Source organism: Promicromonospora sp. NPDC019610 (assembly GCF_044389365.1).
In the GTDB taxonomy this organism is placed as follows: Bacteria; Actinomycetota; Actinomycetes; order Actinomycetales; family Cellulomonadaceae; genus Promicromonospora.
Window position 1 is genome coordinate 1838149 of sequence record NZ_JBIRXX010000002.1, and the last position, 23339, is coordinate 1861487.

The following is a 23339-nucleotide window of genomic DNA, read 5'->3' on the forward strand; positions in this document are numbered from 1 at the left end:
GGGCGGCCCCCCCCCCCCCCCCCGGCCCGGGCGGGGTGTTGGCCGCCCCCCCTTCCCCCTGTGGTTGGGGGCCCTTCCACCCCCCACTCCCCCCCACCACTCCTACGTTCGACGCCAGACGGGGCGGCGGGGCGGCGGGTCCGCCAGGGCGTCAGCTTCCGAACGTCTCCACCAGCGTCGACCGCTCCGCCTCGGTGAGGTTCGTCGCGATCAGCTTGCCCCGCATGCCGTGGAACCGTTCGCCCACGCGGTCGATGTCGCCGTCCTGGGTCACGGCGAACAGTGCCGACGTGCCGACCGTGACCTGCTCCCGGATCGTCTCGAGCTGGGTGCTGTCGATGCCCACCGCCTCCGTGTGTTTCGCCAGGGCGCCGATCGCCGCGCCTGCGGCGGCGCCGATGAGCGGCATGAAGAACAGCGTGCCCAGGAGCAGCCCCCAGAACGCGCCCCAGCCGGTGCCGCGCCACTCGTTCTCGTGGGCCTGCTTGGTGGTCGGGGTCGCCTGCCCGACGGGCCAGGACACCACGGCATGGTCGACCACCGTGATGAGCCCCTCCGACGCGGCCTGCTTGAGGTTTCCGGCCGCGGCCTGCGCGCCCTCGGGGTCGTCGAACTTCCAGACGGTGAACGTGGTCATCGGTGATCCTCATCCTCCTGGACGGTCTGTTCCCCCGCCTTTCGATCGTCGCACCCGGCGGCACGATGCGCGCGTCACACCGCCGGCGGCGGGACCCGTCGCTCGACGTCCGCGGGCGGGGGGCGCGTCCACCGCCCAGGCCGCGGCGCGGGGGCGGAGCGCGGTGCCCAGAGCGGCGACGACCGGCGACGACACGGCGGTCCCCGCCGTCGGTCTCGTCGTCGCGCAGGTCCGCGAGCCGCACCTCGACCTCGCTGCGGCGCGCGCCGGGCGTGGACCCGTTCACGAGCGGCTCGGAGATCACCAGGGAGTGCGGGAAGCCCGGCCGTTCAGCCCAATGGTCAGCCGCCGTTCGGCCGCGCGTCACCCCGGCGCCAGACGGCGCCGCCACGATCTGACCCGTGGAAAACAAGCTCTCTCGCCGCTCCCTGCTCCAGGCGGCAGCGGCCGTCCCCGTTCTCTCGGCGGCCTCCGCGGCCGCCGGCACGACGTCGGCGGCCGCGGCGCCGTCGTCGGCCTCCTCGACCGGCGGTCGCCCGGACGCGGCGGCCGCGCGGTTCACCGTCGCCGTGCTGCCCGACACGCAGTACCTGCTGGACGACGGCGGTTCCGACGCCGAGCCGGTCCGCGCGACGCTGCGGCACCTGGTGCGCGAGCGCGCGCAGGACAACATCGTGTTCATGACGCAGCTCGGCGACGTGACCGAGCACGGCACGGAGACCGAGATGCGCGCGGCGAGCCGCGCGTTCGACGCCGCCGGCCGCCTGCCGTACAGCGTGCTGGCGGGCAACCACGACGTCAGCGGCGACGACCAGCGCGGCGACTCGCCCTACCTGCGCACGTTCGGGCCGCAGCGCTTCTCCCGGATGGAGACGTACGGCGGCTCCTCCCCCGACGGCTACAACAGCTTCCACGTGGTCCGCGGCGGCGGCCGGGAGTGGCTGGTCCTCGCGCTGGACTGGCGCCTGTCCGACGCCGGCCTGGCCTGGACGCAGGGCGTGCTGGACGACCACGCCACGCTGCCGGCGGTCCTGACCACGCACGACCTCGTGTGGGCCGAGGACGACGGCCAGGCCCACCTGTCCGACAACGGCCGGCGCCTGTGGGACCGCCTGATCAAGGGCAACGACCAGATCTTCCTCGCGCTCGGCGGGCACTACTGGCCGTCCGGCCGCACCACGCTCACGAACGACGCCGGCAACGCCGTGCACCTGCACATCACCAACTACCAGGACCGCTACTACGGCGGCGCCGGCATGGTGCGGTACTACAGCTTCGACCTGGTGCGCGGCGTGATCGACGTCGAGACCTTCTCGCCGTGGCTGCTCGCCAAGGGCGACCCCACGCCCCTGGAGGCGGAGCACGTCGAGCTCAGCGGCGACGTGGACCGGTTCACCGTGGAGATCGACTTCGACGAGCGCTTCGCCGCGTTCGCGCCGCCGGTGCTGCCCGCGCCGCTGCCGCCGTCGGCCGTGATGCCGCGCGGCACGGTCGCGTACTGGCGGTTCGACGCCGCCGGGCTCGGCTCCGCGGGGTCGGACGGCGCACCCGTCGCACCCGGGACCGTGGCCCGTGACCTCACCGGCAACGGCAACGACCTGACCTCGCAGCTGCTGCACTCCAGCGCCCCGGAGACGCTGACCTGGTCGGCCGAGCACCACGACGCCCAGCCGGCCCGGGCGAGCCTGCGGTTCGACGGCGGCAAGAGGCCTGACCGCGGCGCCGTGCTGCGCACGGGTCCGGACGCGCCGCTCAACAGCGCGACGTTCGAGTCCGGGTACACGATCGAGACGTTCCTCAAGCTGCCCGAGCCCTTCGAGGGCGACCACTCCTGGATGGGGATCCTGAGCTGGGAGGGCCGCGCGGGCGACGCCGGCAAGCACAGCGGATGGTCCGACGACGAGCCGACGTGCAGCCTGAACCTGTCGGGCGAGCGCTTCCTGCAGTTCGTCGTCTACCCCGTGCCCGTCGACGCCGACCCGACCTCCTGGAGCCACGCCGTGCCGGTGGGCCGGTGGATGCACGTCGCGCTCGTCAACGACGGCCGGCACACGGTGATGTACGTGGACGGCTCGAAGATCGTGCGCAACGCCGCCGAGGAGTCGCGCGGCATCTCGACGCTGGGCAAGCCGTTCGCGATCGGCGGCACCCAGTCCGCCGAGAAGTACGGGCAGGGCTTCTACGGCTGGATCGGCGACACCCGGATCGTGTCGCGCGCCCTGCGGCCGGAGCAGTTCCTCACGGCGCGCAGGGGCTGACGCGGCGTCCTCGCGCTCCGTCCCGGGGCCAGCAGCAGGTCGCACCGGGCGACCGTGGGCGGGCTGTCGCCGAGGTCGTGCCGGACCAGCCCCCTCGTCCAGGAACCGGGTCCGGACGGCGTCGGCAGTGGTCACCCCGGCACGTCAGCCGAGGGACGACGGCGACCGAGCACACCGAAGCACGCCAGCGCGAGCAGCTCGGCCGTGAGCGCGACGAGCATCGCCGCGGCCAGGCCGGACGCGAACAGGCCGCACAGCGCGGCGCCGAGCGCCGCGCCACCCAGCTTGAGGCTCGCGCCCGTGGTGAACACCTGGCCGCGCACCTCGTCCGGGGTGTCCCGGTGCCGGATCCGGAGCAGCGCGGAGAGCTGCGGACCGTCGGCGGCCCCGACGAGCACCGCGGCCGCCAGGAGGCAGCCGGTCGCGACACCGGGGTGCTCGACCACCAGGGCGGCCGCGGCGAGCCCGGAGGCGACCGCGACCAGGCCGAAGGTGCCTGCCAGCACCCGGTCGGGCGACAGCCGGTCCGGACGCCGGGCGTAGGCGGCGTTGCCGACCAGGGCCGTGAGCGCCGTGAGGGCCAGCAGCCACGGGCCGTGCCCGGCCCGGCCGAGCACCCGCTCGGCGAGCAACGGCGCCGCAGTGAGGACCAGGCCGATCCCGACATAGCCGACGACCGAGGTGATCGTCGCCCGCCGTAGCGTCCGGACCCGGACGATGACGAGGAACCCGGTGAGCACCTGACGCCCGAGGCCGCGCGGCGACGGCGCGACCCAAGTACCGCCCCGTGTCCCGCCGGCCCCCCCGGCGGCGGGCACGGCGAGCAGCACCGCCACCACCGCGACGGCGACAGCGGCGACGGGCGGCAGCGCCAGCGCGAGGACCCCCACGAGGAGCGGGGCGGCCAGCGCGGCGACGTCGAACGTCAGGCCGTCCAGGGCGACGGCGCGCGGCAACCGGCGCGCGGGGACGACGTCGGACAACCGCGCGCTCCAGCCGCCGGACAGCGCCGGGCGGAAGAGCCCGCCGACCAGGGCGACGCCCAGGACGACCGGCGCCGGAGCGCGTCCGACCAGCAGCGCGAGGGCGGCGGCCGCCGTGGCGAAGCCGACGTGCGCGAGCGCGAGCAGCCGTCCCGGGTGCGCCGACCGGTCGAGCAGCACCCCGAGCACCGGCCCGCCCGCTGCCGTCGCGGCGGTCAGCGCGGCGACCACCGCCGGGCCGGTCGACGCCTCGGCGGAGCCGGCCAGGGCGAGCAGGAGAAGCGCCGGGCCGCACATCTCGTCCCCGGTGCGGCCGGCGGTCGCACCGGCCAGGTAGGTCCGCAGACGTCGGTCGTCGCTCGGTCGAGGCATGCGCCGGACGGTAGATCGGTAACGCAGAACTGGTCTACGAGCGTTACGCTCCCGGCATGGTCTCGCCGAACGCCGACACACCGGACCGGCTCTCGCCGCGGACGGCGGCCCGGCGCACCGCCGCACTGATCAACGTCCTGGCGGAGGACCCGACGCCGGAAGCGGTCCGCCGTGTGCTGCTCGCCCACGGCGAGCCCGGGACGCTGGTGGTCACCGCCGCCGACGTCGAGCCGCTGCGCCGGGCCGCCCGAAGGCTCCGGCCGGTCTTCGACGCCGCCGACCTCACCACGGCGACGGCGGCCCTGAACGGCCTGCTCGCCCGGCACACGCAGCGGCTGCGGCTCACCGCGCACGGCGGCACCGCGTGGCACCTCCACCTGGACCGCGACGACGACGGACCGCTCGACGAGTGGTTCCTGGCGTCGGCCTGCCTGGCGATGGCGGTGCTGGTCTGGGACCGGCAGCAGCTCCCGGGCGGGGCCTGCCGGGCGGACGGCTGCGAGCGCGTCTTCCTCGCCATCGGCAGCGGGCCGGAGCAGCGCTACTGCTCCCGGCGGTGCGCCACGCGGGAACGCGTCGCCGCGCACCGGGCACGGGCCCGAATGTCCGAAAAAGGCACGCGACCTGCGGGAACATCTGGCTGATTCTTTCGGGGAGGCACAACCTTTCACCCGGCCGGTGCGTCCTAGAAGTCATGAGACACACACACGAGAAGGCACGTTCCATCGTCCTGACGGCCGGCCTCGTCGTCGGCCTCACCGCGGGGGCGGCCTCGACGGCCGTCGCCGCGCCGGCGCAGGTGGCCTGCTCCGCCGTCGCGGCGCACGCGCCGAGCCACGTGGCGGACCCGCCCGGGTGCGACCCCGTCGGCATCCCGATCAAGCTGGGCGAGCCGACCGGCGGCGCAACCGACACCTGGCAGTCGACCGAGACCGACGGCGTGGGCTACAAGCTCCCCGCCGACTGGACCGGGCGCGCGGTCGTGGGCGACGGCGGCCCCGGCCACGAGTGGGAGTCCCCGGAGACCATCTACTCCGACGAGTTCGGCGACCTGCACTGGCGCGTGCTGATGCAGTCGCCCTTCTACGACCAGGAGATGCCGGACCCCGAGGTGCTGAACGAGCTCGGGTGGTACGCGTCGTACATCGACATCGAGGGCGCCTCGGAGGCCGTGCTCACGGCCGCGCAGACCGAGCACTGGGGTGCCCCGGGCGTCGAGACGATCGACTTCCAGGTCTTCGTCGAGTCGGAGCGCACCGGCGTCGTCAGCCGGTTCATGGGCGAGCTGCCCCCGGGCGAGGAGGGCCAGTTCCTCCTGGACAACTTCGTGCCCACGATCGAGCCCTGATCCCCGGCTGATCCTGAGCTGAGCGGAGGCGGGCCCCGGCGCGGTGCCGGGGCCCGCTTCTCAGCCCGCGAGTGCCTCCACCAGCCGGTCGACGAACGCCGCCTGCGCGCTGACGACGACCCGCCGCGCGTCCTCGGGCGCGAACCAGGCGACGCGGTCGATCTCGGGGATCTCGAGGCGCGTGCCGGATCGCGGCGGCCACTCGATCTCGACCGTGTTGCTGCTGATCGCCGACAGATCGGGCCCGGGGTCGGGCCACTCGCGCGCCCAGGCGTGGACCACCTTGCCGGCGCGCTGCCGCACCTCGCCGAGCTCCAGGTCCGGGCCCGACGACGGCGGCAGCTCCAGCCCGAGTTCCTCGGCCGCCTCGCGCAGGGCCGCGGCGTGGGGCTCCTCGCCGGGTTCGAGCTCGCCCTTGAGCACCGACCACGATCCCGCGTCCTTGCGGGCCCAGAACGGTCCGCCCATGTGGCCGAGCAGCACCTCGACCCCGCCGTCGGGCAGCCGCCGGAAGGGCAGGAGTCCCGCGCTCGTCGTCGCCATGGGGTCCAGTCTGCGTCCTGACGTCGCTACGGTTCCAGGATGAGCACGATCACCGACCCCACGGACCGCTTCGAGATCCCCTTCACCGCCGACGAGAAGCAGACCCTGCTCGGGATCCTCGCCTTCCAGCGCGACACGCTGCGCTGGAAGGTCTCGGGGCTGAGCGGCACGCTGCTCGCCTACCGGCACGCGCCGAGCACGCTGTCGCTCGGCGGCCTGCTCAAGCACCTTGCCGTCATCGAGCAGGCCTGGGTCAACGTGACGTTCGCGGGGACGGTCGAGACGCCGACCTGGTACGCCCAGTACAAGGAGCAGCAGGGACGCCAGGACTGGACGTTCGCCACCGCCGCGGACGACTCGCCCGAGCAGCTCCTGGCCTGGCTCGACGAGGCTCAGCGCAGCACCGAACGCATCGTCGCCGAGACGGCGGACCTCGGCACGATCGCCCAGGAGACGTTCTGGGAGGGCCAGGAAGGCACGCTGCGGTGGATCCTGCTCCACCTGATCCAGGAGTACGCCCGGCACCTGGGCCACGCGGACCTGCTCCGCGAGGCGATCGACGGGTCGGTCGGCATCTAGATCGTTGAACTCGACAGGTTCGGTGCTCGCAACGAGGGCCTGGCGTCATCGAAAGGACGAAGGGCAGATCAGAGTCGCTGACCGCTGCTTGTCCACAGGCTGAGCGGTCGTTTTCTGCTGTCGGCGGATCGGGTCGGTTGGGCGAGCGATGCGAACGGGCGTGCCATATTTTGGTGGCATGACGCGTGCGGGTGAGGTGTTGACGGCGACAGGCGAGCGGCCTGCCGGGTCGGTGCTGCCCGGTGCGCTCGACGGAGTCGTTGACGTGGCGGCTGTGCGGGCGATGCGCCAGATGCTGGCGGGCATGATCCTGCCTGGTGCCGCTGATACTCCTGCCGCTGTGCCCGGCGTGGTCCAGGCGGAGTGGGTGGACCTGCTCGGCGAGCTGGAAGCCGTGAAGAACACGATCACCGCGACCCAGGCCCGGTTGACGGTCGCACTGGACGAGGCCACGCGCGCCGACGAAGCCGCGCAGAGCATCCGGGCCGAGCGGCGGGGGCGCGGTGTGCCCAACCAGGTCGGTGCGGCCTTGCGTTGCAGTCCATACGCGGGGGCCGGGTTCGTGTCCACGTCGCGGGTCTGGGTCACGCAGATGCCGCACACCTTCGCCGCCCTGCAGGCCGGGGTGCTCTCGCCGTGGCGGGCCACGCTCCTGGTCCGGGAGACGTCGCACCTGTCGGTCGAGCACCGTGGCCTGATCGACGAGGAGATCTGCGGACCCGCACACCTGGCCGAGCTGGCCCGCATGGGCACCCGCCGCCTCGTGGCCCGCATCAAGGAACTCGCGGCCCGGCTGGACGTGCACGCCTGCGTGAACCGGAACGCGAAGGCCGTCTCCGAGCGGCGGGTCTCCCTGCGTCCGGCACCGGACCTGATGGTCTACCTCACCGCCCTGGTCCCCATGGCACAGGGCGTCCAGGCCTACGCCCAGCTCAAGACCCACGCCGAGACCACCAAAGCCGCAGGGGACGAGCGCGGGGTAGGTCAGATCATGGCCGACACCCTGATCGAACGCGTCACCGGTCGCGGCCCGGGCCACGCCAGCGATGTGCCGGTCACGATCAACCTCCTGGTCTCCGACGAGACCCTCCTGGCCGGCGGCAACCAGCCCGCCGTGATGGTCGAGGGCGCCCCAGCGGGCGCGGGCGTCATCCCCGCACTCGTGGCCCGCCACCTCGTAGCGCACGCGATCGACACCGACACGGCGTGGCTGCGCAGCATCTACGTCAACCCGCACGGCCGTCTCCTGGCCACGACGTCGACGTCCCGGTTCCACCCGCCAGGTCTGTCGAGCCTCCTGCGGGCCAGGGAGCAGGGCATCTGCGCCACCGCCTGGTGCGACGCCCCCATCCGACACACCGACCACGTCACCCCGCACTCGGAAGGCGGACCGACCAGTCTCGACAACGGCCAGGGGCTGTGCGCCCGCTGCAACCACGCCAAGCAGGCACCGGGCTGGCAGCAGAAGACCACCCAGCTCGACGGGCGCCACGCCGTCGAGACGGTCACCCCGACCCGGCACACCTATGTCTCGGTCGCGCCGACACCACCGACACCAGTCAGAGCAGACGTCACGGCGGTAGTCCGCGACGCGGACCCCAACAATGCGACACCCGAAGACTCGGCCCCCGACCGCGCCACGACACCAGCGTGGACCCCGGCCGTCGGCATGACCGACCCCGCACCCGGCCGCACCCCACGTAGCCGCTACTCGATCGGCTGCTACACCACCCCCGCCCATGGCGCGATCGCCTATCGACCGAGCCCGCCATCCCGCCAACCATGCCCAGCGCACGGGCCATCTGGTCGAGCCCGCGCCAAGTCACGTCGACCCGATCTCTTCTGGACCCACCCCACCTGACATCCGCCACGGCCTCGGCAATCCAGGGCGGACGACGGCCGCCCCGCATAGCCAGCGGTCACGTCGGTGCCGCGGGCTAGCGGCGCTCCGCTGCGACTGTCCACCGACGATTGACCTGTTCTCCCTGGCAGGATGCGGTCCCGTGACCACCCCGCCTCCGCCCTCGGACATCACCACCGTCTTTCCCGAGCTGGTCGGGTACGAGCGCACGACGACGATGCTGCATCCGCGCCCGGGCACGCCCGGGGTGCACGACTCGTCCGTGGGCGGTCCCCTGCTGTGGCCGGACGACGAGCCGTGGCCGACGGTGCAGGAGCCGGACGACAGGGGGACCATCCCTCTGGTCGCGGTGCTCCAGCTCTGGGTGCGGGACTTCCCGGAGCTGCCGCACCCCGAGGGCATGGACGTGCTGCAGATCCTGTGGTGCCCCGACGACAACGTGGACGCCTTCGAGATGGACCACTTCCGCACCGGGCTCCCCGATGCCGGGTTCATGGTCGTGTGGCGTCGTTCGGAGGACATCACCGATGTCCTGACCGACGTGCCGCGTCCGACGGAGGATCAGATCATCATGGACGGCTACGTGCCCGCCCCCTGCGTGCTCGCCCCCGAGCAGGTCACCGAGTACCCGCCGGCCTGGGTGCTCGGCGAGGCCTTCGACGACCATGTGGGGCGCCGCGACGACGAGCTGGACAGCCATTACAACCGCGTGCGGACCTTCGCCCACGGGTCCAAGGTCGGCGGATGGCATGCGGACTGCGGCGTCGGCGGACCTTACTTCGGCGCCTTCGTCTGCGACTGCGGCACCCCGCTCAGCCCGCTGCTCAGCCTGGCCAGCACGGAGGTCGCCCACACCGATCGGACCACCACCACGAGCTACCTCGTGCCGCCGACCGACGAGCCGCGCGGCCCGGAGTGCAGCGAGCCCACGGGACTCGTGCTGGGCAACTGGACCAACCTCCAGCTCTTCTACTGCACCAACTCGTGGGATCACCCGGTCCAGCGGTACGTCATGTAAGGCGACCGGCGGTCGTCACCGCATCGGCCTCCGCCACGACATCTCCCCCAGCCACGACTCCAGGGTGACCGTGACGGTCTCGGGCGCCTCGCCGACCACCCCGGTCTCGCAGTCGAAGGTCTCGCCGACCCGGACGACAAGCGGGTCCGGGCAGCTCGCCTGGACCGGCAGGGTGCTCTCGACGATCGAGGCGCCGTCCCCGGTCGAGTACGAGTCCTCGATCGAGGACTCGACGTCGGCCGCCTCCAGCTCGACGCCGCCCACGTAGGCCACGAGCGGTGTCACCAGGACGGAGGCGACGATCGCACCGATCCACCCCACGAGCGGCCACCAGCCCGTCCTCGTCAGCCGGATCCGAAAGATGAGGTAGAGCGGCACGAGCAGCAGCCCGCAGATGTAGAGGTGGACCGGCACGCGGTGACCCGCCTGGCGCAGGAGGGTCACGTCGGCGACGAAACAGGCCAGGTTGAGAACGCCACCCACGGCCAGGATCCCGCCGGTCGACGGCGTACCGAACCTCAGGAGCAGGATCTCGACGAGGATCAGGACGACCTGCACGGCCGCGAACCCCCACAGGGCGAGGCTGCTCGGCGCGTCGAACTCCGAGGCGTCATGGTGCTCCGGGACCCACGGCCCGTCGACGGGGCGTCCCTCGTCGTCGGTCCAGAACGACCAGTCCTCGGGCGCTGCCGGCCAGTCGGGCTGGGGCCGCCAGCCGGCTGCCGGCGACCAGTCCTCCGGGGGCGTGGGCCAGCCAGGCGGTGAGCTGAAACGCATGGGTGATGCCCTCGCAGATCGTGGGGTCCGACTATGACGCCGCTGAGTATGGCAGCGCGAAACCCCTGGTCACGCCGTCGTCGACCCGACACGAGCGTGGGTTGCGCCCCGGGTGCGAGACCATGGGCGCATGCCCTCCCCCGTCCGCCCCGGCCTGGCCGTCAGTCCCGCGCTGACCATCCCCCGCGCCGAGCTCACCGAGCGGTTCTCGCGCTCCTCCGGCCCGGGCGGTCAGGGCGTGAACACGACCGACTCGCGCGTCGAGCTCTCCTGGGACGTCGCACGGTCCGCCGTCCTGAGCGACACGCAGCGCCGGCGCCTCCTGGAGCGGCTCGCGGGCCGCCTGGTCGACGGCGTCCTCACCGTCGTCGCCTCGGAGCACCGGGAGCAGCGGCGCAACCGCGACGCCGCCGCCACGCGCCTGGCCGCGGTCGTCAACGACGGACTGGCCCCGGGACCACGCTCCAGGAAGGCCACGCGCGCCACCCGGGGTTCGCAGGAGCGGCGGCTGACGGCCAAGAAGCAGCGGTCGGCGACCAAGAAGCTGCGCTCCGCCAAGCCCCGGCGCGAGGACTGACCCGGCCGCCAGGGCCGAGCCGCTACCCCCGCGGCACCTGGATGCCGTACTGCGACACCTTGCGGTACAGGGTGGCCCGGCTCATGCCGAGCTCGTCGGCGGCGACCTGCATGGACGGTCCGTACCGGCTGAGCACCCGCACGATCTCGTCCCGCTCGAACGACTCGATGCGGGAAAGCCGGCGCGAGGTGTCCGACAGGACCTCGGGCGGCAGGTGCCGCAGGTCCACGACGTCGGCGCGGGTGGCGGCGAACCGGACGGCATCAGCCAGTGCGCGCACGTTGCCGGGCCAGGGGTGGTTGCCGAGCGCGCGCCCGGCGGCGGGCGTGAACGCGATCTCGTGCCCCCGCAGGCGGCGGGCGAGGTGCCGGGCGAGCGGCAGGACGTCGTCGGGCCGGTCGCGCAGGGGCGGCGCCTCCACCACGGACTCGACCAGGGACGCCAGCGGTGCCGGAACGTCCTCGAAGCGCTCGGCGGTGATTGCGAAGAGGACGCGGCGGACGTCGTCCTCCCCTGTGCCCGACCCAGTGCCGGACCCAGTGCCCGACCCTGTGCCCGATCCCGTGCCCGACCCGGTGACCGGCCCGGTGCGTGAGCGGGCGGCGAGCACCAGGTCGCGCAGCCGCTCGGCGGCCCACAGCGGCAGGGCCTCGACGCCGCGGAGCACGACGGCGGTGCTCGGCTTGGCGAGCTCGGGGGTCCACAGGTCCAGCCAGGGCTGGATGTCCTGCGGCGCGGGGGCGCGGGCGGCGAGGATCCGGCCCCGCGGCCGCACCGACCGCAGGGCCTGGGCGAGCAGCGTGGCCCGCCCGGAGCCGGGTTCGCCGACGGCGGCGACGACCCGGCCCCCGGCGACGCCCGCGCTCGCGCGTCCGACGGCCTCGGCCCACGGCCGGGACAGGTCGTCGAGGGTGCCGGCGCCGGGCTCCGGACCGGGCTTCTCGATCCGGAAGACCTCGCCGCGCGGCTGCGGCCGCGGCGTCTGACCGCGCGAGCGGGCCAGCATCAGCGCGGCCGTCGTCCCTGCCGCGGACTGGGCCAGGGCCAGGAGCAGGTCGCTCGACGACCTGGACCACGTGGTGAGGTTGACGGCGCCCTCGACCCGTCCGGTGACCGGGTCCAGGACCGGCGCGGCGGCGCACGTGTAGGTGCGCAGGCTCAGGGCGTAGTGCTCGTCGGCGCGGACGACGGTGGGCACCCGGTCGGCCAGGGCCAGCCCGACCCCGTTGGTGCCGGCCTCCCGCTCGGCGTACGAGAACCCGGGCGCCAGGTGCACGGCGTCGAGCGACCGCAGCAGGGCCCGGTCGCTGCTGAGGCGGTTGAGCACGAGGCCGTCGGCGTCGGTCAGCAGGAGGCTGACGGGCTCGCCGGCGAGCGTGCGGTGCAGGTCGGTCAGCACCTCCTGGCCGCACTGGTAGAAGAGCGACTCGTCGTCGTAGGTGCCCGTGAACGCCGGCTCCACGTCGTCGAGCGGCACACCGTACTCCTCGCTGCGCCGCCAGGAGTCGAGGAGCCGCTGCGGCACGGGTACGACCGGGGCGTCGTGCAGCCGCGCCCTCTCCGGCAGGTGCCCTTCGCGCATCGGAGCCTCCGTCAGTCCGTCCCGGCGTGCGGCGGCCCACGCTACCGCCGGGCCCCGTTCGCCGCCGACCGGGCCGCCGTCTCAGATTGAGACACCGCACCCCTGCCGTGCCGCTCGGCCCGCGTCTACGTTCGCGGCAGCCGGTGTCGACGGGGGCGCCGAGGACGGAGAACCCCATGACCACGATGCGCGCCGTCCAGGTGGTCGGCTACCACCAGAAGCTGGAGCTGACCGAGGTCCCCGTGCCGGAGCCCGTCGGCCCGTTCGACGTCGTCGTCAGGATCGGCGGGGCGGGCGTCTGCCGCACCGACCTGCACATCCTTCAGGGGCAGTGGGCCGACAAGTCCCAGGTGACCCTGCCGTACACGATCGGGCACGAGAACGCCGGGTGGGTGCACGCCGTCGGCAGCGCGGTGACCAACGTCGCGGAGGGCGACCCGGTGATCGTGCACCCGCTGATCACCTGCGGGCTGTGCCGCGCGTGCCGGTCGGGCGACGACGTGCACTGCGCGGCGAGCGCCTTCCCCGGGATCGACACCCACGGCGGCTACGCGGAGTACCTGCGGACCTCCGCGCGCAGTGTGGTGCGCATCGACGACCGCCTGGAGCCGTCCGACGTCGCGGCCCTCGCCGACGCCGGACTCACGGCGTACCACGCGGCGGCGAAGGCGGCCCGGCGGCTCACGGCGCGCGACCGGTGCGTGGTGATCGGCGCGGGCGGGCTGGGCCACATCGGGATCCAGGTGCTGAAGGCGCTGACGCCCGCCGAGCTGATCGTGGTGGACCGCAACTCCGACGCCGTCCGGCTGGCCGTCGAGATGGGGGCCGACCACGGTGTGCTCGCCGACGGCGCGCACGTCGAGGAGGTGCTCGCGGCGACCGGCGGTAGCGGCGCCGAGGTGGTGGTCGACTTCGTGGGTGAGGGCGGCGCGACCGCCGAGGGCCTGCGCATGCTGCGCGAGGCCGGCGACTACCACGTGGTCGGGTACGGCGAGAACCTCGACGTGCCGACCATCGACATCATCTCCGGCGAGATCAACATCGTGGGCAACCTCGTCGGGTCCTACAACGACCTCTGCGACCTCATGGTGCTCGCCGCCCGCGGCGCGGTCACGCTGCACACCGCGAAGTACCCGCTCGACGACTTCCAGACGGCGATCGACGACATCGAGGCCGGCCGGGTCCGCGGGCGCGCCGTCCTGGTCCCGTAGGTGCGGGGGCCGGTAGGTGCGCCCGCGGTCACGGCGGCGTCAGCGTGAGGCGTTGTCCGCGTCCACGCCCGCCTGGATGGCCTCGAGCTCGTCCCACGCGACGACCGGGCGGGCCAGGCCGCGCCGGTCGAGGTAGGCCTGCGCCCGGGCGCGCAGGCCGCGGACGAACCGGAACGGCGTCAGCAGGCCCGCGGTGCGCACGGGTCGGCCGGCCGTCGTCGTCGATCCGGGCCAGCACCCCGCTGGTGAAGTCGCCCAGCTCCCGGGCGTACGCCGCCGGCAGGCCGGGCATCGCGGGCACGGCGAGCGGCCGTCCCGCGCCGGGCAGCGGCGGCCGCGTCGTGACGACGGCGGGCTTCACGCTGATGATCAGCCGCATCTAGTAGACGTCCAGCAGGCGGCGCACGAGCCCGCTGCCCGACAGGGCGCGCGACGACGGCTGCGCCGCGTCGATCCTGCGCCACAGGTCGGCGTTGCGCGCGAAGCTGGTCACGATCTCGTCCGGGCACGCGCCGTCACCCTGGACGAGCACCTGGCCGGGCTGGTCCGGCGCCGAGCGGTCCAGGCCGCTGCCCGTGGGGTCCGAGAAGAGCACGGCGACGCGCGGGTCCCGGCGGACGTTGAGGGCCTTCTGCGCGAACCCGATCGACGTCGACAGGACGAAGGTCTGGTCGGCGGGGCGCCACACGCCGGAGACCGGCCACGCGACCGTGTTGCCGCCCCGGAACATCTGCGCAGGTCACGGGCGGTCCCAGGTGGCCGGACTACGATCCGGGACCGATGACCTCCGACGAATCCGCCGTGCTGGCCACGGCCCTGCGCACCGCCCTGCCCGACGACGCCGTGCTCACCGCCGCGGAGGCGGTCGAGCGCTACGCCCACGACGACGCCGAGTGGGCCGAGTACGCCGCGCCGGCCGCCGTCGTGCTCGCCACGAGCCTGGACGACGTGGTCGCCACGGTACGGATCGCGGGCGAGCACGGCGCGCCCGTGGTGCCCCGGGGCGCCGGGACGGGGCTGTCCGGCGGAGCGAACGCCATGGCCGGCTCCGTGGTGCTGTCGCTGGAGCGGATGACGCGGATCGTCGAGGTGAACACGGCCGAGCGGTACGCCGTGGTCGAGGCCGGGGTGCTCAACGACGACCTGCGCCGGCACGTCGCGCAGCACGGGCTCTGGTACCCGCCGGACCCGGCGAGCCAGGCGATCTCCACGATCGGCGGCAACGTCGCCACGAACGCGGGCGGCCTGTGCTGCGTCAAGTACGGCGTCACGCGCGACTACGTGCTCGGCATGACGGCGGTGCTCGCCGACGGCTCGGTCGCCCGGCTCGGCCGCACCACCGCGAAGGGCGTGACGGGCTACGACCTGACCGGCCTGCTGGTCGGCTCCGAGGGCACGCTGGGCATCATCGTCGACGTCACCCTGAAGCTGCGCCCGGTCGGCGGCCGCGAGGACCGGGCGATCGTGGGCTGGTTCCCCTCGCTGGCCGACGCCGGCAACGCCGTCGCCGCCGTCTCGGCCGCCGGCATCGTGCCCGCCGCCCTGGAGCTGATCGACAGCACGTGCCTGCGCGCCGTCGCCGACTGGCAGGACTGGACGCTCCCCGAGGGCGCGGCCGCCCTGCTCCTGGCGAAGGTCGACGAGCCCGGCGCCGCCGGCGAGGCCCTGGCCGACCAGGTCGCCGCCCACTTCGAGCAGGCGGGCGGCACCCACGTGGAGCGCGCCTTCGCGCCGGACGACGTCGACCGGCTGTTCCTGGCCCGCCGCCTCGCCTACCCCGCCCTGGAACGGCTCGGCCCCGTGCTCACCGAGGACGTCTGCGTGCCGCGCGGCGCCGTGCCCACGATGCTCGCCCGCATCGAGGCCATCGCCCGCGAGGCCGACGTCGTCATCGCCAACATCGCGCACGCCGGCGACGGCAACCTGCACCCGCTGATCATCGCGCCCGAGGGCGACGACGCCGCCAAGGCCCGCGCCAGGACGGCGTTCGACCGCATCGTCGACGAGTGCCGGGCCCTGGGCGGCACGGTGACCGGCGAGCACGGCGTCGGCCTGCTCAAGCTCCCGGGCGCGGCGGCGGAGCTGAGCCCCGTGGTGCTCGCGATGCACCGCGCCGTCAAGGACGCGCTGGACCCCCGCGGCCTGCTCAACCCGGGCAAGGCGTTCCCGGCGGCCGTCTGACGCCTGACCGACCATGCACCTGCTGCCAGGACAGCGCTCTCCTTGGCAGCAAGGGCATGGTCCGGCCGTACCACCACCCCTGGTCCCGGGAGACATATCACCCCTACACTGGCGCTCGCGTGTTTGAAACGTTGCAACGGAGCTCGTTCTCTCGACACCGCACATGCCTGGAGGCGTCATGGCCCTCGACCGCAGAACCTTCCTCAAGACCGCCGGCGTGGCGTCCACCGCCGCCGCGCTCCCCCTCGGCGCCGCACGAGCGGCCGCCCTGCCGGAGGACGCCGTCGCGGCGCACGAGCCGCGGCCCGGCGGCCCCGGCGGCATCCGGCTGACCGACCCGCTCGTCGAGAAGAAGACCGGCCCGCTCGGGATCGACGTGGACCGCCCCCGGTTCTCGTGGACCATCGAGACCGACCATCGCGGCGTCGAGCAGGAGTCCTACCGGCTACGGGTCAGCACCCGCGGGCCGGGCTCGCGCACGGTGTGGGACAGCGGCGTGGTGCCGTCTCGCGAGTCGGCGAACGTCGAGTACGACGGGCCCGCGCTGCGGGCCGCGACGGAGTACACCTGGCGGGTCGACGTCGCGACCACGCACGGTGCCGGTTCGACGACGGCGGCCTTCCGCACCGGGCTGTACGCCGAGAGCGACTGGGCGGGGGCCGCGTGGATCGGCAACGCACGGGTCCCGGACGAGGTGACCGACCTGCGGTTCGACGGCGCCGCGTGGATGTGGGCCGCCGAGGGCGAGCTGCCCGGTCAGGACCGTGCCTTCCGGATCGCGCGGCCGGCGCCCGACGGCGCGCACGCCACCCGGGCCGAGGTGCTGATCACGGCCGACGACTCGTTCACGCTCTGGGTCGACGGCGTCGAGGCGGGCGGCACGGAGCCCGCCGAGAACGGCTGGCAGGCGGCCCGCTTCCACGATGTCGACCTGCCCGCCAGGACGCCCGGGGCCGCCACGGTGCTCGCGGTGCGCGGCACCAACGACGCGGTCAGTGCGGGCGCGGTGCTCGCCGTCGTCCGCCTCACGTACTCGGACGGGACCACGGCGACTCTCACGAGCGGGAGCGGCTGGAAGGCCGCCACCGCGTTCGAGGACGACTTCGCGCGGCCCGACCTGGTCGACTCCGCCTGGGCGCCGGCCGTGCAGGTCGCGACCTACGGCTCCGGCCCCTGGGGTCGCGGCGTGCGGCTGCCGACGCCCGACCCGCTGCCCGCCCCGTTGCTGCGCACGGAGCTCGACGTCCGCGCTGGCCTGCGGAACGCCACGCTCTACCTGGCCGCGGGCGGGTACGCGAACGTGTCGCTGAACGGCGCGCCCGCCGACAACAGCGTGCTCGCGCCGGGGTTCACCGACTACGACAACACCGTCCAGTACACCGCGACCGACCTGACCCGGGGGCTGCGGCGGGGCCGCAACGCGCTGGGCATCGAGCTGGGCCGCGGCTTCTACGGCATGACGGGCGGCAACGTGTGGCGCTGGGAGGCGCCGCCGTGGCACGACGAGCCCGTGGTGCGCGCGGTGCTGCGCCTGGAGTACGCCCGGGGCGCCGTCGAGCACGTGGTCACGGACGCGACCTGGCGCGTCCACGCGGGACCGACCGTGTTCGACGACCTCTACGGCGGCGAGGCCTACGACGCCCGCCGCACGCTGCCCGGCTGGGACACGGCCGGGTTCGACGACGCCGGCTGGGCCGCCGCCACGGTCGCGCCCGGCCCGCGCGGGGTGCTCGTCAACCAGCGCCAGCAGCCGATCGAGGTGATCGAGTCGCTGCCGGCCGTGGCGGTGACCGAGCCCGCGCCGGGCGTGTACGTGGTGAAGTTCCCGCGGGTGCTCGCGGGCTGGGTGCGGTACACCGTGACCGGGCCGTCCGGTGCGACGGTCCGGGCCGCCCACGGCGAGAAGCTGACCGCCGCCGGGCGCGTGAACCTGAGCAACAACGGCGGGTTCCAGGCCGGGTTCCAGACCGACCGCCTCACGCTGGCGGGCGCCGGCGGGCCGGAGACGTGGGAGCCGCGCTTCTCGTACAAGGGCTTCCAGTACATCGAGGTCACCGGGTGGCCGCCGGACGGCCCGCCGCCGCTCGACGCGTTCACCGCGCGGGTGGTGCACACGGCCGCCGCGGAGACCGGCTCGTTCGACAGCTCCAGCGAGATCATGAACCGCACCCACCGGGCCGTCGTCGACACGCTGACCAACAACATCCACGGCATCCCGACCGACACCCCGATGTTCGAGAAGAACGGCTGGACCGGCGACGCCGCGATCGGCGCGGAGATGTTCCTGCTCAACCTCGACGTGCACGAGCTGTTCGCCAAGTGGCTGCGCGACGTGCACGAGACGCGCGACGCGCAGGGCCGGCCGCTGGTCATCGCGCCCAGCTCCGGCGACTGGGGCGAATGGGGCGTGTGCCCGCCATGGCACGCGGCCTACGTGATGATCCCCTGGTGGCTCTACCAGTACGGCGGGGACACCCGCGTGCTGGCCGAGTGCTACGACGGCATGAAGCGGTACGTCGACCTCGAGTTCGACCGGTCGCAGGGCGGGATCGTCCCGGACGCGCGCCTGGGCGACTGGGTCAGCCCCGAGGCGAGCCCTGCGGGCGGCAACGCGCCCGAGGACCTCCGGGTCTCCGCCACGGCGTTCCTCTACTCGATGACACTGTTCATGCGACGCAGCGCCGGGTTTCTCGGCAAGGCCGCCGACGTCGAGCACTTCGCCCGGAACGCCGCCACGATCCGGGCCGCGTTCAACGAGACCTTCCTCGACGCCGACGCCGGGTACTACCGGGGCGACGGCGACCGCGGGTACCGGCAGACGCACAACGTGCTCGCGGTGGAGTTCGGGCTCGTGCCGGACGCCGCGACGACGGGCCGGGTGGTCGACAGCCTCGTGGCCGACGTCCGCGCCAAGGGCACCAAGCTCAACACCGGGGTGCTCGGCACCAAGTGGCTGCTGCCGGTGCTGACCCGGCACGGGCATGCGGGCCTCGCCTACGAGCTTGCCGTGCAGACCGGCTACCCGAGCTGGGGCTACCTGATCGAGAGCGGCGCGACCTCGATGTGGGAGCACTGGTCACGGGAGGCGCGCTCCTACGGCCACTACTTTCTCGGCACCGTCGACGACTGGTTCTACCAGCACGTGGCCGGCATCCAGGCCTCGCCCGAGACCGGGTTCCGCGACGTCACGATCGCCCCGGCGGTTACGGAACACCTGGACCGGGCGAGCGCGAGCGTCCGGACGCCGTTCGGCACGGTCGCGAGCGACTGGCGCCGTGCGGGCGGCCGGCTCCGGCTGGGCGTGACCGTCCCCGTCGGTGCGACGGCGACGGTGCGGCTCCCGGTCGGCGACCCCGAGGCCGTCACCGAGCAGGGGCGCCCGCTCCGGCGCGCGGAGGGCGTCACGGACGTCTCGGTGGCGGACGGCGCGGTCGTGGTGCGGGTCGGGTCGGGCCGGTACACGTTCGTCGCCTAGCCCCTCAGGCCTCCGGGGCCCGCCCCTCGGCCTCGAGGAACCACTCCGGCGGGTCGAACTGGGAGAGCACCAGCTCGGCGCCGAACGGGTCACGCAGGGTCGCCTCCTTGCTCCACTCGGTGTCCTGCGTGGCCAGGACCGTGGCTCCGGAGCGCTGCGCGGCGGCGACCGCCGCGTCGCGGTCGGCCACGGAGAAGGACACCGACCAGTGCGCCGGTCCCTCGCCGCGCAGGATCCCGGCCGCGACGTCGGCGAAGCCGGGCGGCGCGCCGTGCTGCCGCTCGTAGATGTCGGGGTCGAAGGTGCGGGCCAGGTGATCGCCGTACCCGGGGACGCGCGCCATCCCAGCCCCGAGCTCGTCGTCGTGCTCCCAGCCCAGCAGCGGGCCGTAGAACCGCAGCGCGGCGTCGATGTCCGGCGTGGTCAGGTTGCTGAAGTTCCACGTGTTGGGGCCGTTGACGGCCTGCGCGCCGGGGCGGGTGCCCGCCTGGACCAGCCGGCTGGGCGCGCCCTGCGGGTCGACGATCCGCGCCATCCGCCCGACCGGCTCCCCCGGCGGCCCCACGTCCTCGGGCCCCGAGCTGACGAAACCGCCCAGCTCGGTGACGCGCGCCGCCGCGGCGTCGACGTCGTCCACGGCGACGTAGGTGTGCCACGCGACCTCGCCGTCGAGGCCCGCCGAGGGGGTGGCGACCGCGGCGACCGTGGTCGCGTCCGTACCGTCCAGCGACGCGACCACGTAGCGCTCCGGCGCGCCGGGCGGCAGCATCTCGGTGAACCTCCAGCCGAACAGGTCGCCGTAGAACCCGAGCGCCGCGTCCACGTCCGGCGTCTCCAGGTCGATCCAGCTGGGTACGCCGTGCGGGTAGGTCCGGGGCGTGGTGGGTGTGTCAGCCATGACGTCCTCCAGGTCGGTTCCGCTCCTCTGATCCTGCCTCGCGGGGGCGACGCCCGCCGCCGGGCCCGTCGCGGATGACGTCGATAGGACAAATAGGATCTTCCGCCCGAACTGTGTGAAACAATCCGCCGCATGTCGACGACCACCCGGCGTGCACGGATCTCGCCCTGGTTCTTCCTGCTCATCGCACCGGTGACCTGGCTGGTGGTGGGTGCGGGTCCACAGGCGGCGCTGCTCGCCGCGGTCTCCACGCCGAGCATGCCCGAGGCCTCGGCCGTCGCGACCGTGGCCTTCGCCGGCGCGGCCGCCGCGCTCTGCACGTCGTGGCTCAGCTCGCGGCCCCGCTGGGCGGCAGGCGCGGGCGCCCTGGGGATCGTCGTCGTGGCCGGGGCCATCTGGCTGATCGGTCAGGCCCAGCACCTCGACGCGCTGCTCGCGACTACGTGGCGCGCGGGTTCCGCGGGCACCGTGGTGGCCCAGGCGACCTTCCTCGTCGCCCTGGCCGCGTCGCTGCTCGGCCTCCTCGCGGGCCTGTTCGCCGTGCTCGGGCCGGTGTGGCTGCGCGGGTTCTGGCTCGCGGCCCCGGTGTTCTTCGCCCAGGACGTGCTGCACCTCGCCACGAGCGGCCTGCGCACGGGCGGGCCGGGCCTCGCGCACGCGGTCTCCGTGGTCGTGTTCGTGCTCCTCGGCGTGGTGCTCGGCGTCAGCGTCACGCGGAGCCGCTGGTCGTGGCTGTCGTGGGTCCCGGCACTCCTGATGTTCTGGGTCGCGCAGTCGGCCGCCCCCGCCCTCTACACGGCGGCGAGCTCGGTCTACCCCGGCGCCTCCTGGCTGACCGCCGGCCCGGAGGGGCCGCTGATGATCGCGTGGGACGTGTTCCGGGCGGCGTTCGCGGAGCCGGGCGCCCACCTGATCGTCCCGAGCTGGCTCGCCCTGCTCTGGCCGGTCGCCCTGGCGGTCGGCGTGGCCGTCGGCGTCGCCCGGACGCGCGGCGATCAGCGCACCACGGCCGCGAGCGCCGACACCTCGACCAGTGCGCCGGGCACGCCGAGCCCGCGGACGAACATGCCCATGACCAGCGGCGGCTCGGACAGCCCGGCGAGGGAGGCGGACGCGGCGCCGTAGGCGGCGTTGATGTCCACGCCCTCGACGAGCACGACGGTGACGCTCACCAGGTGCTCGACGCCGGCTCCGGCGGCGGCGAGCGCCGTGGTCAGGTTCTCCATGACCCGCCGGGTCTGCGCCCCGACGTCGTCGCCGCCGACGAGCTGACCGGTCGCGTCGACGGCGTTCTGCCCGCCCACGTGGATCGTCGTGGCCCCGGGCGGGACGACGGCGACGTGGCTGAACGCGGGGCTCTTCACGAGTCCTTCTGGCTGCAACAGCTCGATCTGGTCCATGCCGGCCACGCTAGGCGCGGTGGAGGACAACCGCTGTCCTAGATGCCGGCCCGGCCGAAACTTCGTCCTCCCCAGGGCCCCGGTGCGGCTCGGAGTTCTCCGAGAGCGCTGGGCGCCGGCTGGGCGCCGGCCCTACGGGACCGCGCGCTCCCGGTGCCGGCGCACCGCTGCCCGGTTGGCGCAGCGCACAGAGCAGTACCGCTGCCGCCCGTTGCGGGTCACGTCGACCACCACGTTGGTGCACGGCTCCGACGCGCACCGCCCGAGTCGGTGCATGCCGCGGGTGACAAGGTGCAGCGAGGTGCCCACGCCGATCACGGCGCGCAGCACCGCGGACAGCGCCTGGTTGTCGTCCCGGTAGTGCAGGTGCCAGCCCTCCCCGTCGTGGTCGGTGAGGCGCGGGTAGGCGGCGACGGCCGCCATCTGGGCGTTCAGGAGCCTGGCCCGTTCGGCCGGGTCGGCGGCGTCCACGACGCGCAGCCAGTCGTCGATCGCCTCGCGCGAGCGCGCGTGGTCCGCGGGCTCCTCCCGGAACTCCATCGTCATGCCGAACTCGCGGGTACGCGCCTCGATGCCCGCCCGGTCGTCCGGCCAGTCGTTGGCGAGGGACGCCGCGAGCAGGACGGCGTACTCGCCGTAAGGGTTGAGATGCACAAGGCCATTACAGCATCGTGGGGTGCATGACGACGACCGAGACCCGCGCCGCGCTCCCCACCCCCACAGACACAGACACCGGGCACGAGCACGCGTGGACCACGGACTCGCGCCACCGGACCTCGGCCGGCGACGTGCTCTACGTGCGGTGCGCGGCCTGCGGGGCGCACCGTGTGGACCTGCAGCCGCGCACGGACGCGCCGCCGACGCCCCTGAGCAGGGCGGCCGGCGGCGCTAAGCCCGTGCGAAGAGCTCCGGCCGCTCCGCCTGGATGTGCGTGATGTCCTGCAGCACCACCCGCAGGTGTTCGCGCAGCCGCTCGACCGCGCCGGCGACGTCGCCCCGGTCGAGCGCGTCGATGACGCTCTCGTGCTGCTCGATGAGGCCCGTCATCTTGCCGCCCTCCGGGAGCGAGAGCCTGCGCGCGCGGTCCATCTGAGCCTTCGCGGACGCCACGATCCGCCAGGCGGACTCGTGCCCGCAGGCGCGCATGAGCCGCAGGTGGAACTCCTCGTCGAGGTCGAAGAACGCCGAGGCGTCCTCGCCCTGCTCGGCCTCGTGCTGGCGCACGATGAGGGCGCGCAGCTCGGCGACGTCGCCCGCGGTGACCTGTGCTCCCCCCTGCTCCAGCGAGGAGCACTCGATCGCCTCGCGCACGAACTGCGCCGAGACCACGTCCTCGTAGCGGATGGGCCCCACGAAGCTGCCCCGCTGGGGGAAGACCTCCACGAGGCCCTCCTCGGCCAGCAGGATGAGGCTCTCCCGCACCGGGGTGCGGCTCACGCCGAGCCGCGAGCCGATCTCCGCCTCCGACAGGGGTTCGCCCGGCGCCAGCTCCAGCTCGATGATCTGCCGGCGGAGCCAGGTGTGGACCAGACGGCGGGTGTTCTCCCCGCGGACCCGGGCGGTCAGGAGCGGCGTCGTCGACATGCCCCGATTCTGCCGCACTCCGGACCGATCGTGTTCTAGCGCACTAGTATGCTAG

Annotated in this window: 22 protein-coding genes; 11 read left to right on the forward strand and 11 right to left on the reverse strand. The window is 73.9% G+C overall.

The features are described from left to right. Positions 1–151: 151 nt before the first annotated feature. A complete protein-coding gene (locus tag ACH45N_RS19850; RefSeq protein WP_397396968.1) occupies positions 152–637 on the reverse strand; it encodes a DUF1269 domain-containing protein in 486 nt (161 codons plus the stop codon). Positions 638–1038: 401 nt separating this feature from the next. Between ACH45N_RS19850 and ACH45N_RS19855 the strand changes: the two genes are divergently transcribed. Continuing rightward, on the forward strand, positions 1039–2895 hold the full coding sequence (locus ACH45N_RS19855; RefSeq protein ID WP_397396970.1) for a LamG-like jellyroll fold domain-containing protein: 1857 nt from the start codon (positions 1039–1041) through the stop codon (positions 2893–2895). A gap of 131 nt (positions 2896–3026) precedes the next feature. Here ACH45N_RS19855 and ACH45N_RS19860 read toward each other — a convergent pair whose 3' ends face one another. Further along, positions 3027–4250 (reverse strand): MFS transporter, encoded by a 1224-nt coding sequence (locus ACH45N_RS19860; RefSeq protein WP_397396972.1) that lies wholly within the window; start codon positions 4248–4250, stop codon positions 3027–3029. Between the two features lie 56 nt (positions 4251–4306). Between ACH45N_RS19860 and ACH45N_RS19865 the strand changes: the two genes are divergently transcribed. Together ACH45N_RS19865 and ACH45N_RS19870 are read left to right on the forward strand one after the other, a co-directional pair. Further along, on the forward strand, positions 4307–4894 hold the full coding sequence (locus tag ACH45N_RS19865) for a CGNR zinc finger domain-containing protein (RefSeq protein ID WP_397396974.1): 588 nt from the start codon (positions 4307–4309) through the stop codon (positions 4892–4894). Between the two features lie 50 nt (positions 4895–4944). Continuing rightward, positions 4945–5598 (forward strand): hypothetical protein, encoded by a 654-nt coding sequence (locus ACH45N_RS19870; protein ID WP_397396976.1) that lies wholly within the window; start codon positions 4945–4947, stop codon positions 5596–5598. Between the two features lie 60 nt (positions 5599–5658). Here ACH45N_RS19870 and ACH45N_RS19875 read toward each other — a convergent pair whose 3' ends face one another. Next, positions 5659–6141 carry an NUDIX domain-containing protein gene (locus ACH45N_RS19875; RefSeq protein ID WP_397396978.1) on the reverse strand — a complete coding sequence of 161 codons (483 nt, stop codon included), beginning with the start codon at positions 6139–6141 and terminating at the stop codon, positions 5659–5661. Between the two features lie 39 nt (positions 6142–6180). Between ACH45N_RS19875 and ACH45N_RS19880 the strand changes: the two genes are divergently transcribed. The 3 genes from ACH45N_RS19880 (at position 6181) to ACH45N_RS19890 (ending at position 9599) form a co-directional block, all read left to right on the forward strand. Beyond that, entirely contained in the window at positions 6181–6720 is a 540-nt protein-coding gene (locus ACH45N_RS19880) for a DinB family protein (protein WP_397396980.1), read from the forward strand. A gap of 304 nt (positions 6721–7024) precedes the next feature. Further along, the gene (locus tag ACH45N_RS19885) at positions 7025–8581 is read left to right on the forward strand and encodes a DUF222 domain-containing protein (protein WP_397397526.1); all 1557 of its coding nucleotides are present in this window, start codon (positions 7025–7027) and stop codon (positions 8579–8581) included. Positions 8582–8723: 142 nt separating this feature from the next. Next, positions 8724–9599, forward strand: a complete 876-nt coding sequence (locus ACH45N_RS19890) for a hypothetical protein (protein WP_397396982.1) — start codon at positions 8724–8726, stop codon at positions 9597–9599. Positions 9600–9614: 15 nt separating this feature from the next. Here the strand turns inward: ACH45N_RS19890 and ACH45N_RS19895 are convergent, their stop codons facing one another. After that, on the reverse strand, positions 9615–10376 hold the full coding sequence (locus tag ACH45N_RS19895; RefSeq protein WP_397396984.1) for a DUF4333 domain-containing protein: 762 nt from the start codon (positions 10374–10376) through the stop codon (positions 9615–9617). Between the two features lie 130 nt (positions 10377–10506). Here ACH45N_RS19895 and arfB point away from each other — a divergent pair, with 130 nt between their 5' ends. Beyond that, the gene (gene arfB, locus ACH45N_RS19900; protein WP_397396986.1) at positions 10507–10953 is read left to right on the forward strand and encodes an alternative ribosome rescue aminoacyl-tRNA hydrolase ArfB; all 447 of its coding nucleotides are present in this window, start codon (positions 10507–10509) and stop codon (positions 10951–10953) included. A 22-nt stretch (positions 10954–10975) separates the two neighbouring features. On the opposite strand, the gene ACH45N_RS19905 is transcribed toward arfB, so the two are convergent. Continuing rightward, a complete protein-coding gene (locus ACH45N_RS19905; RefSeq protein WP_397396988.1) occupies positions 10976–12535 on the reverse strand; it encodes a GAF domain-containing protein in 1560 nt (519 codons plus the stop codon). A 176-nt stretch (positions 12536–12711) separates the two neighbouring features. On the opposite strand from ACH45N_RS19905, the gene ACH45N_RS19910 reads away from it, so the two are divergent. After that, positions 12712–13746, forward strand: coding sequence for an NAD(P)-dependent alcohol dehydrogenase (locus tag ACH45N_RS19910; protein ID WP_397396990.1), 1035 nt, complete (start codon positions 12712–12714; stop codon positions 13744–13746). A 39-nt stretch (positions 13747–13785) separates the two neighbouring features. Here the strand turns inward: ACH45N_RS19910 and ACH45N_RS19915 are convergent, their stop codons facing one another. After that, a complete protein-coding gene (locus ACH45N_RS19915; RefSeq protein ID WP_397396992.1) occupies positions 13786–13947 on the reverse strand; it encodes a hypothetical protein in 162 nt (53 codons plus the stop codon). 44 nt (positions 13948–13991) lie between these two features. On the opposite strand from ACH45N_RS19915, the gene ACH45N_RS19920 reads away from it, so the two are divergent. Continuing rightward, entirely contained in the window at positions 13992–14129 is a 138-nt protein-coding gene (locus tag ACH45N_RS19920; protein WP_397396994.1) for a hypothetical protein, read from the forward strand. On the opposite strand, the gene ACH45N_RS19925 is transcribed toward ACH45N_RS19920, so the two are convergent. Next, the gene (locus ACH45N_RS19925) at positions 14126–14476 is read right to left on the reverse strand and encodes a pyridoxamine 5'-phosphate oxidase family protein (RefSeq protein WP_397396996.1); all 351 of its coding nucleotides are present in this window, start codon (positions 14474–14476) and stop codon (positions 14126–14128) included. The two genes, ACH45N_RS19920 and ACH45N_RS19925, sit on opposite strands and share 4 nt — an antisense overlap. 50 nt (positions 14477–14526) lie before the next feature. On the opposite strand from ACH45N_RS19925, the gene ACH45N_RS19930 reads away from it, so the two are divergent. Next, positions 14527–15927: an FAD-binding oxidoreductase gene (locus ACH45N_RS19930; protein WP_397396998.1), complete on the forward strand. Its 1401-nt coding sequence runs from the start codon at positions 14527–14529 to the stop codon at positions 15925–15927. Between the two features lie 178 nt (positions 15928–16105). Next, a complete protein-coding gene (locus tag ACH45N_RS19935; RefSeq protein WP_397397000.1) occupies positions 16106–19402 on the forward strand; it encodes a family 78 glycoside hydrolase catalytic domain in 3297 nt (1098 codons plus the stop codon). Between the two features lie 4 nt (positions 19403–19406). Here the strand turns inward: ACH45N_RS19935 and ACH45N_RS19940 are convergent, their stop codons facing one another. From ACH45N_RS19940 to ACH45N_RS19955, 4 genes are all read right to left on the reverse strand, one after another. Continuing rightward, positions 19407–20300, reverse strand: a complete 894-nt coding sequence (locus ACH45N_RS19940) for a VOC family protein (protein ID WP_397397002.1) — start codon at positions 20298–20300, stop codon at positions 19407–19409. 995 nt (positions 20301–21295) lie between these two features. Beyond that, entirely contained in the window at positions 21296–21700 is a 405-nt protein-coding gene (locus ACH45N_RS19945) for a RidA family protein (protein WP_397397004.1), read from the reverse strand. Positions 21701–21832: 132 nt separating this feature from the next. Next, positions 21833–22354: a CGNR zinc finger domain-containing protein gene (locus ACH45N_RS19950; RefSeq protein ID WP_397397006.1), complete on the reverse strand. Its 522-nt coding sequence runs from the start codon at positions 22352–22354 to the stop codon at positions 21833–21835. A gap of 234 nt (positions 22355–22588) precedes the next feature. Next, positions 22589–23284: a GntR family transcriptional regulator gene (locus ACH45N_RS19955; RefSeq protein WP_397397008.1), complete on the reverse strand. Its 696-nt coding sequence runs from the start codon at positions 23282–23284 to the stop codon at positions 22589–22591. Positions 23285–23339: the final 55 nt, after the last annotated feature.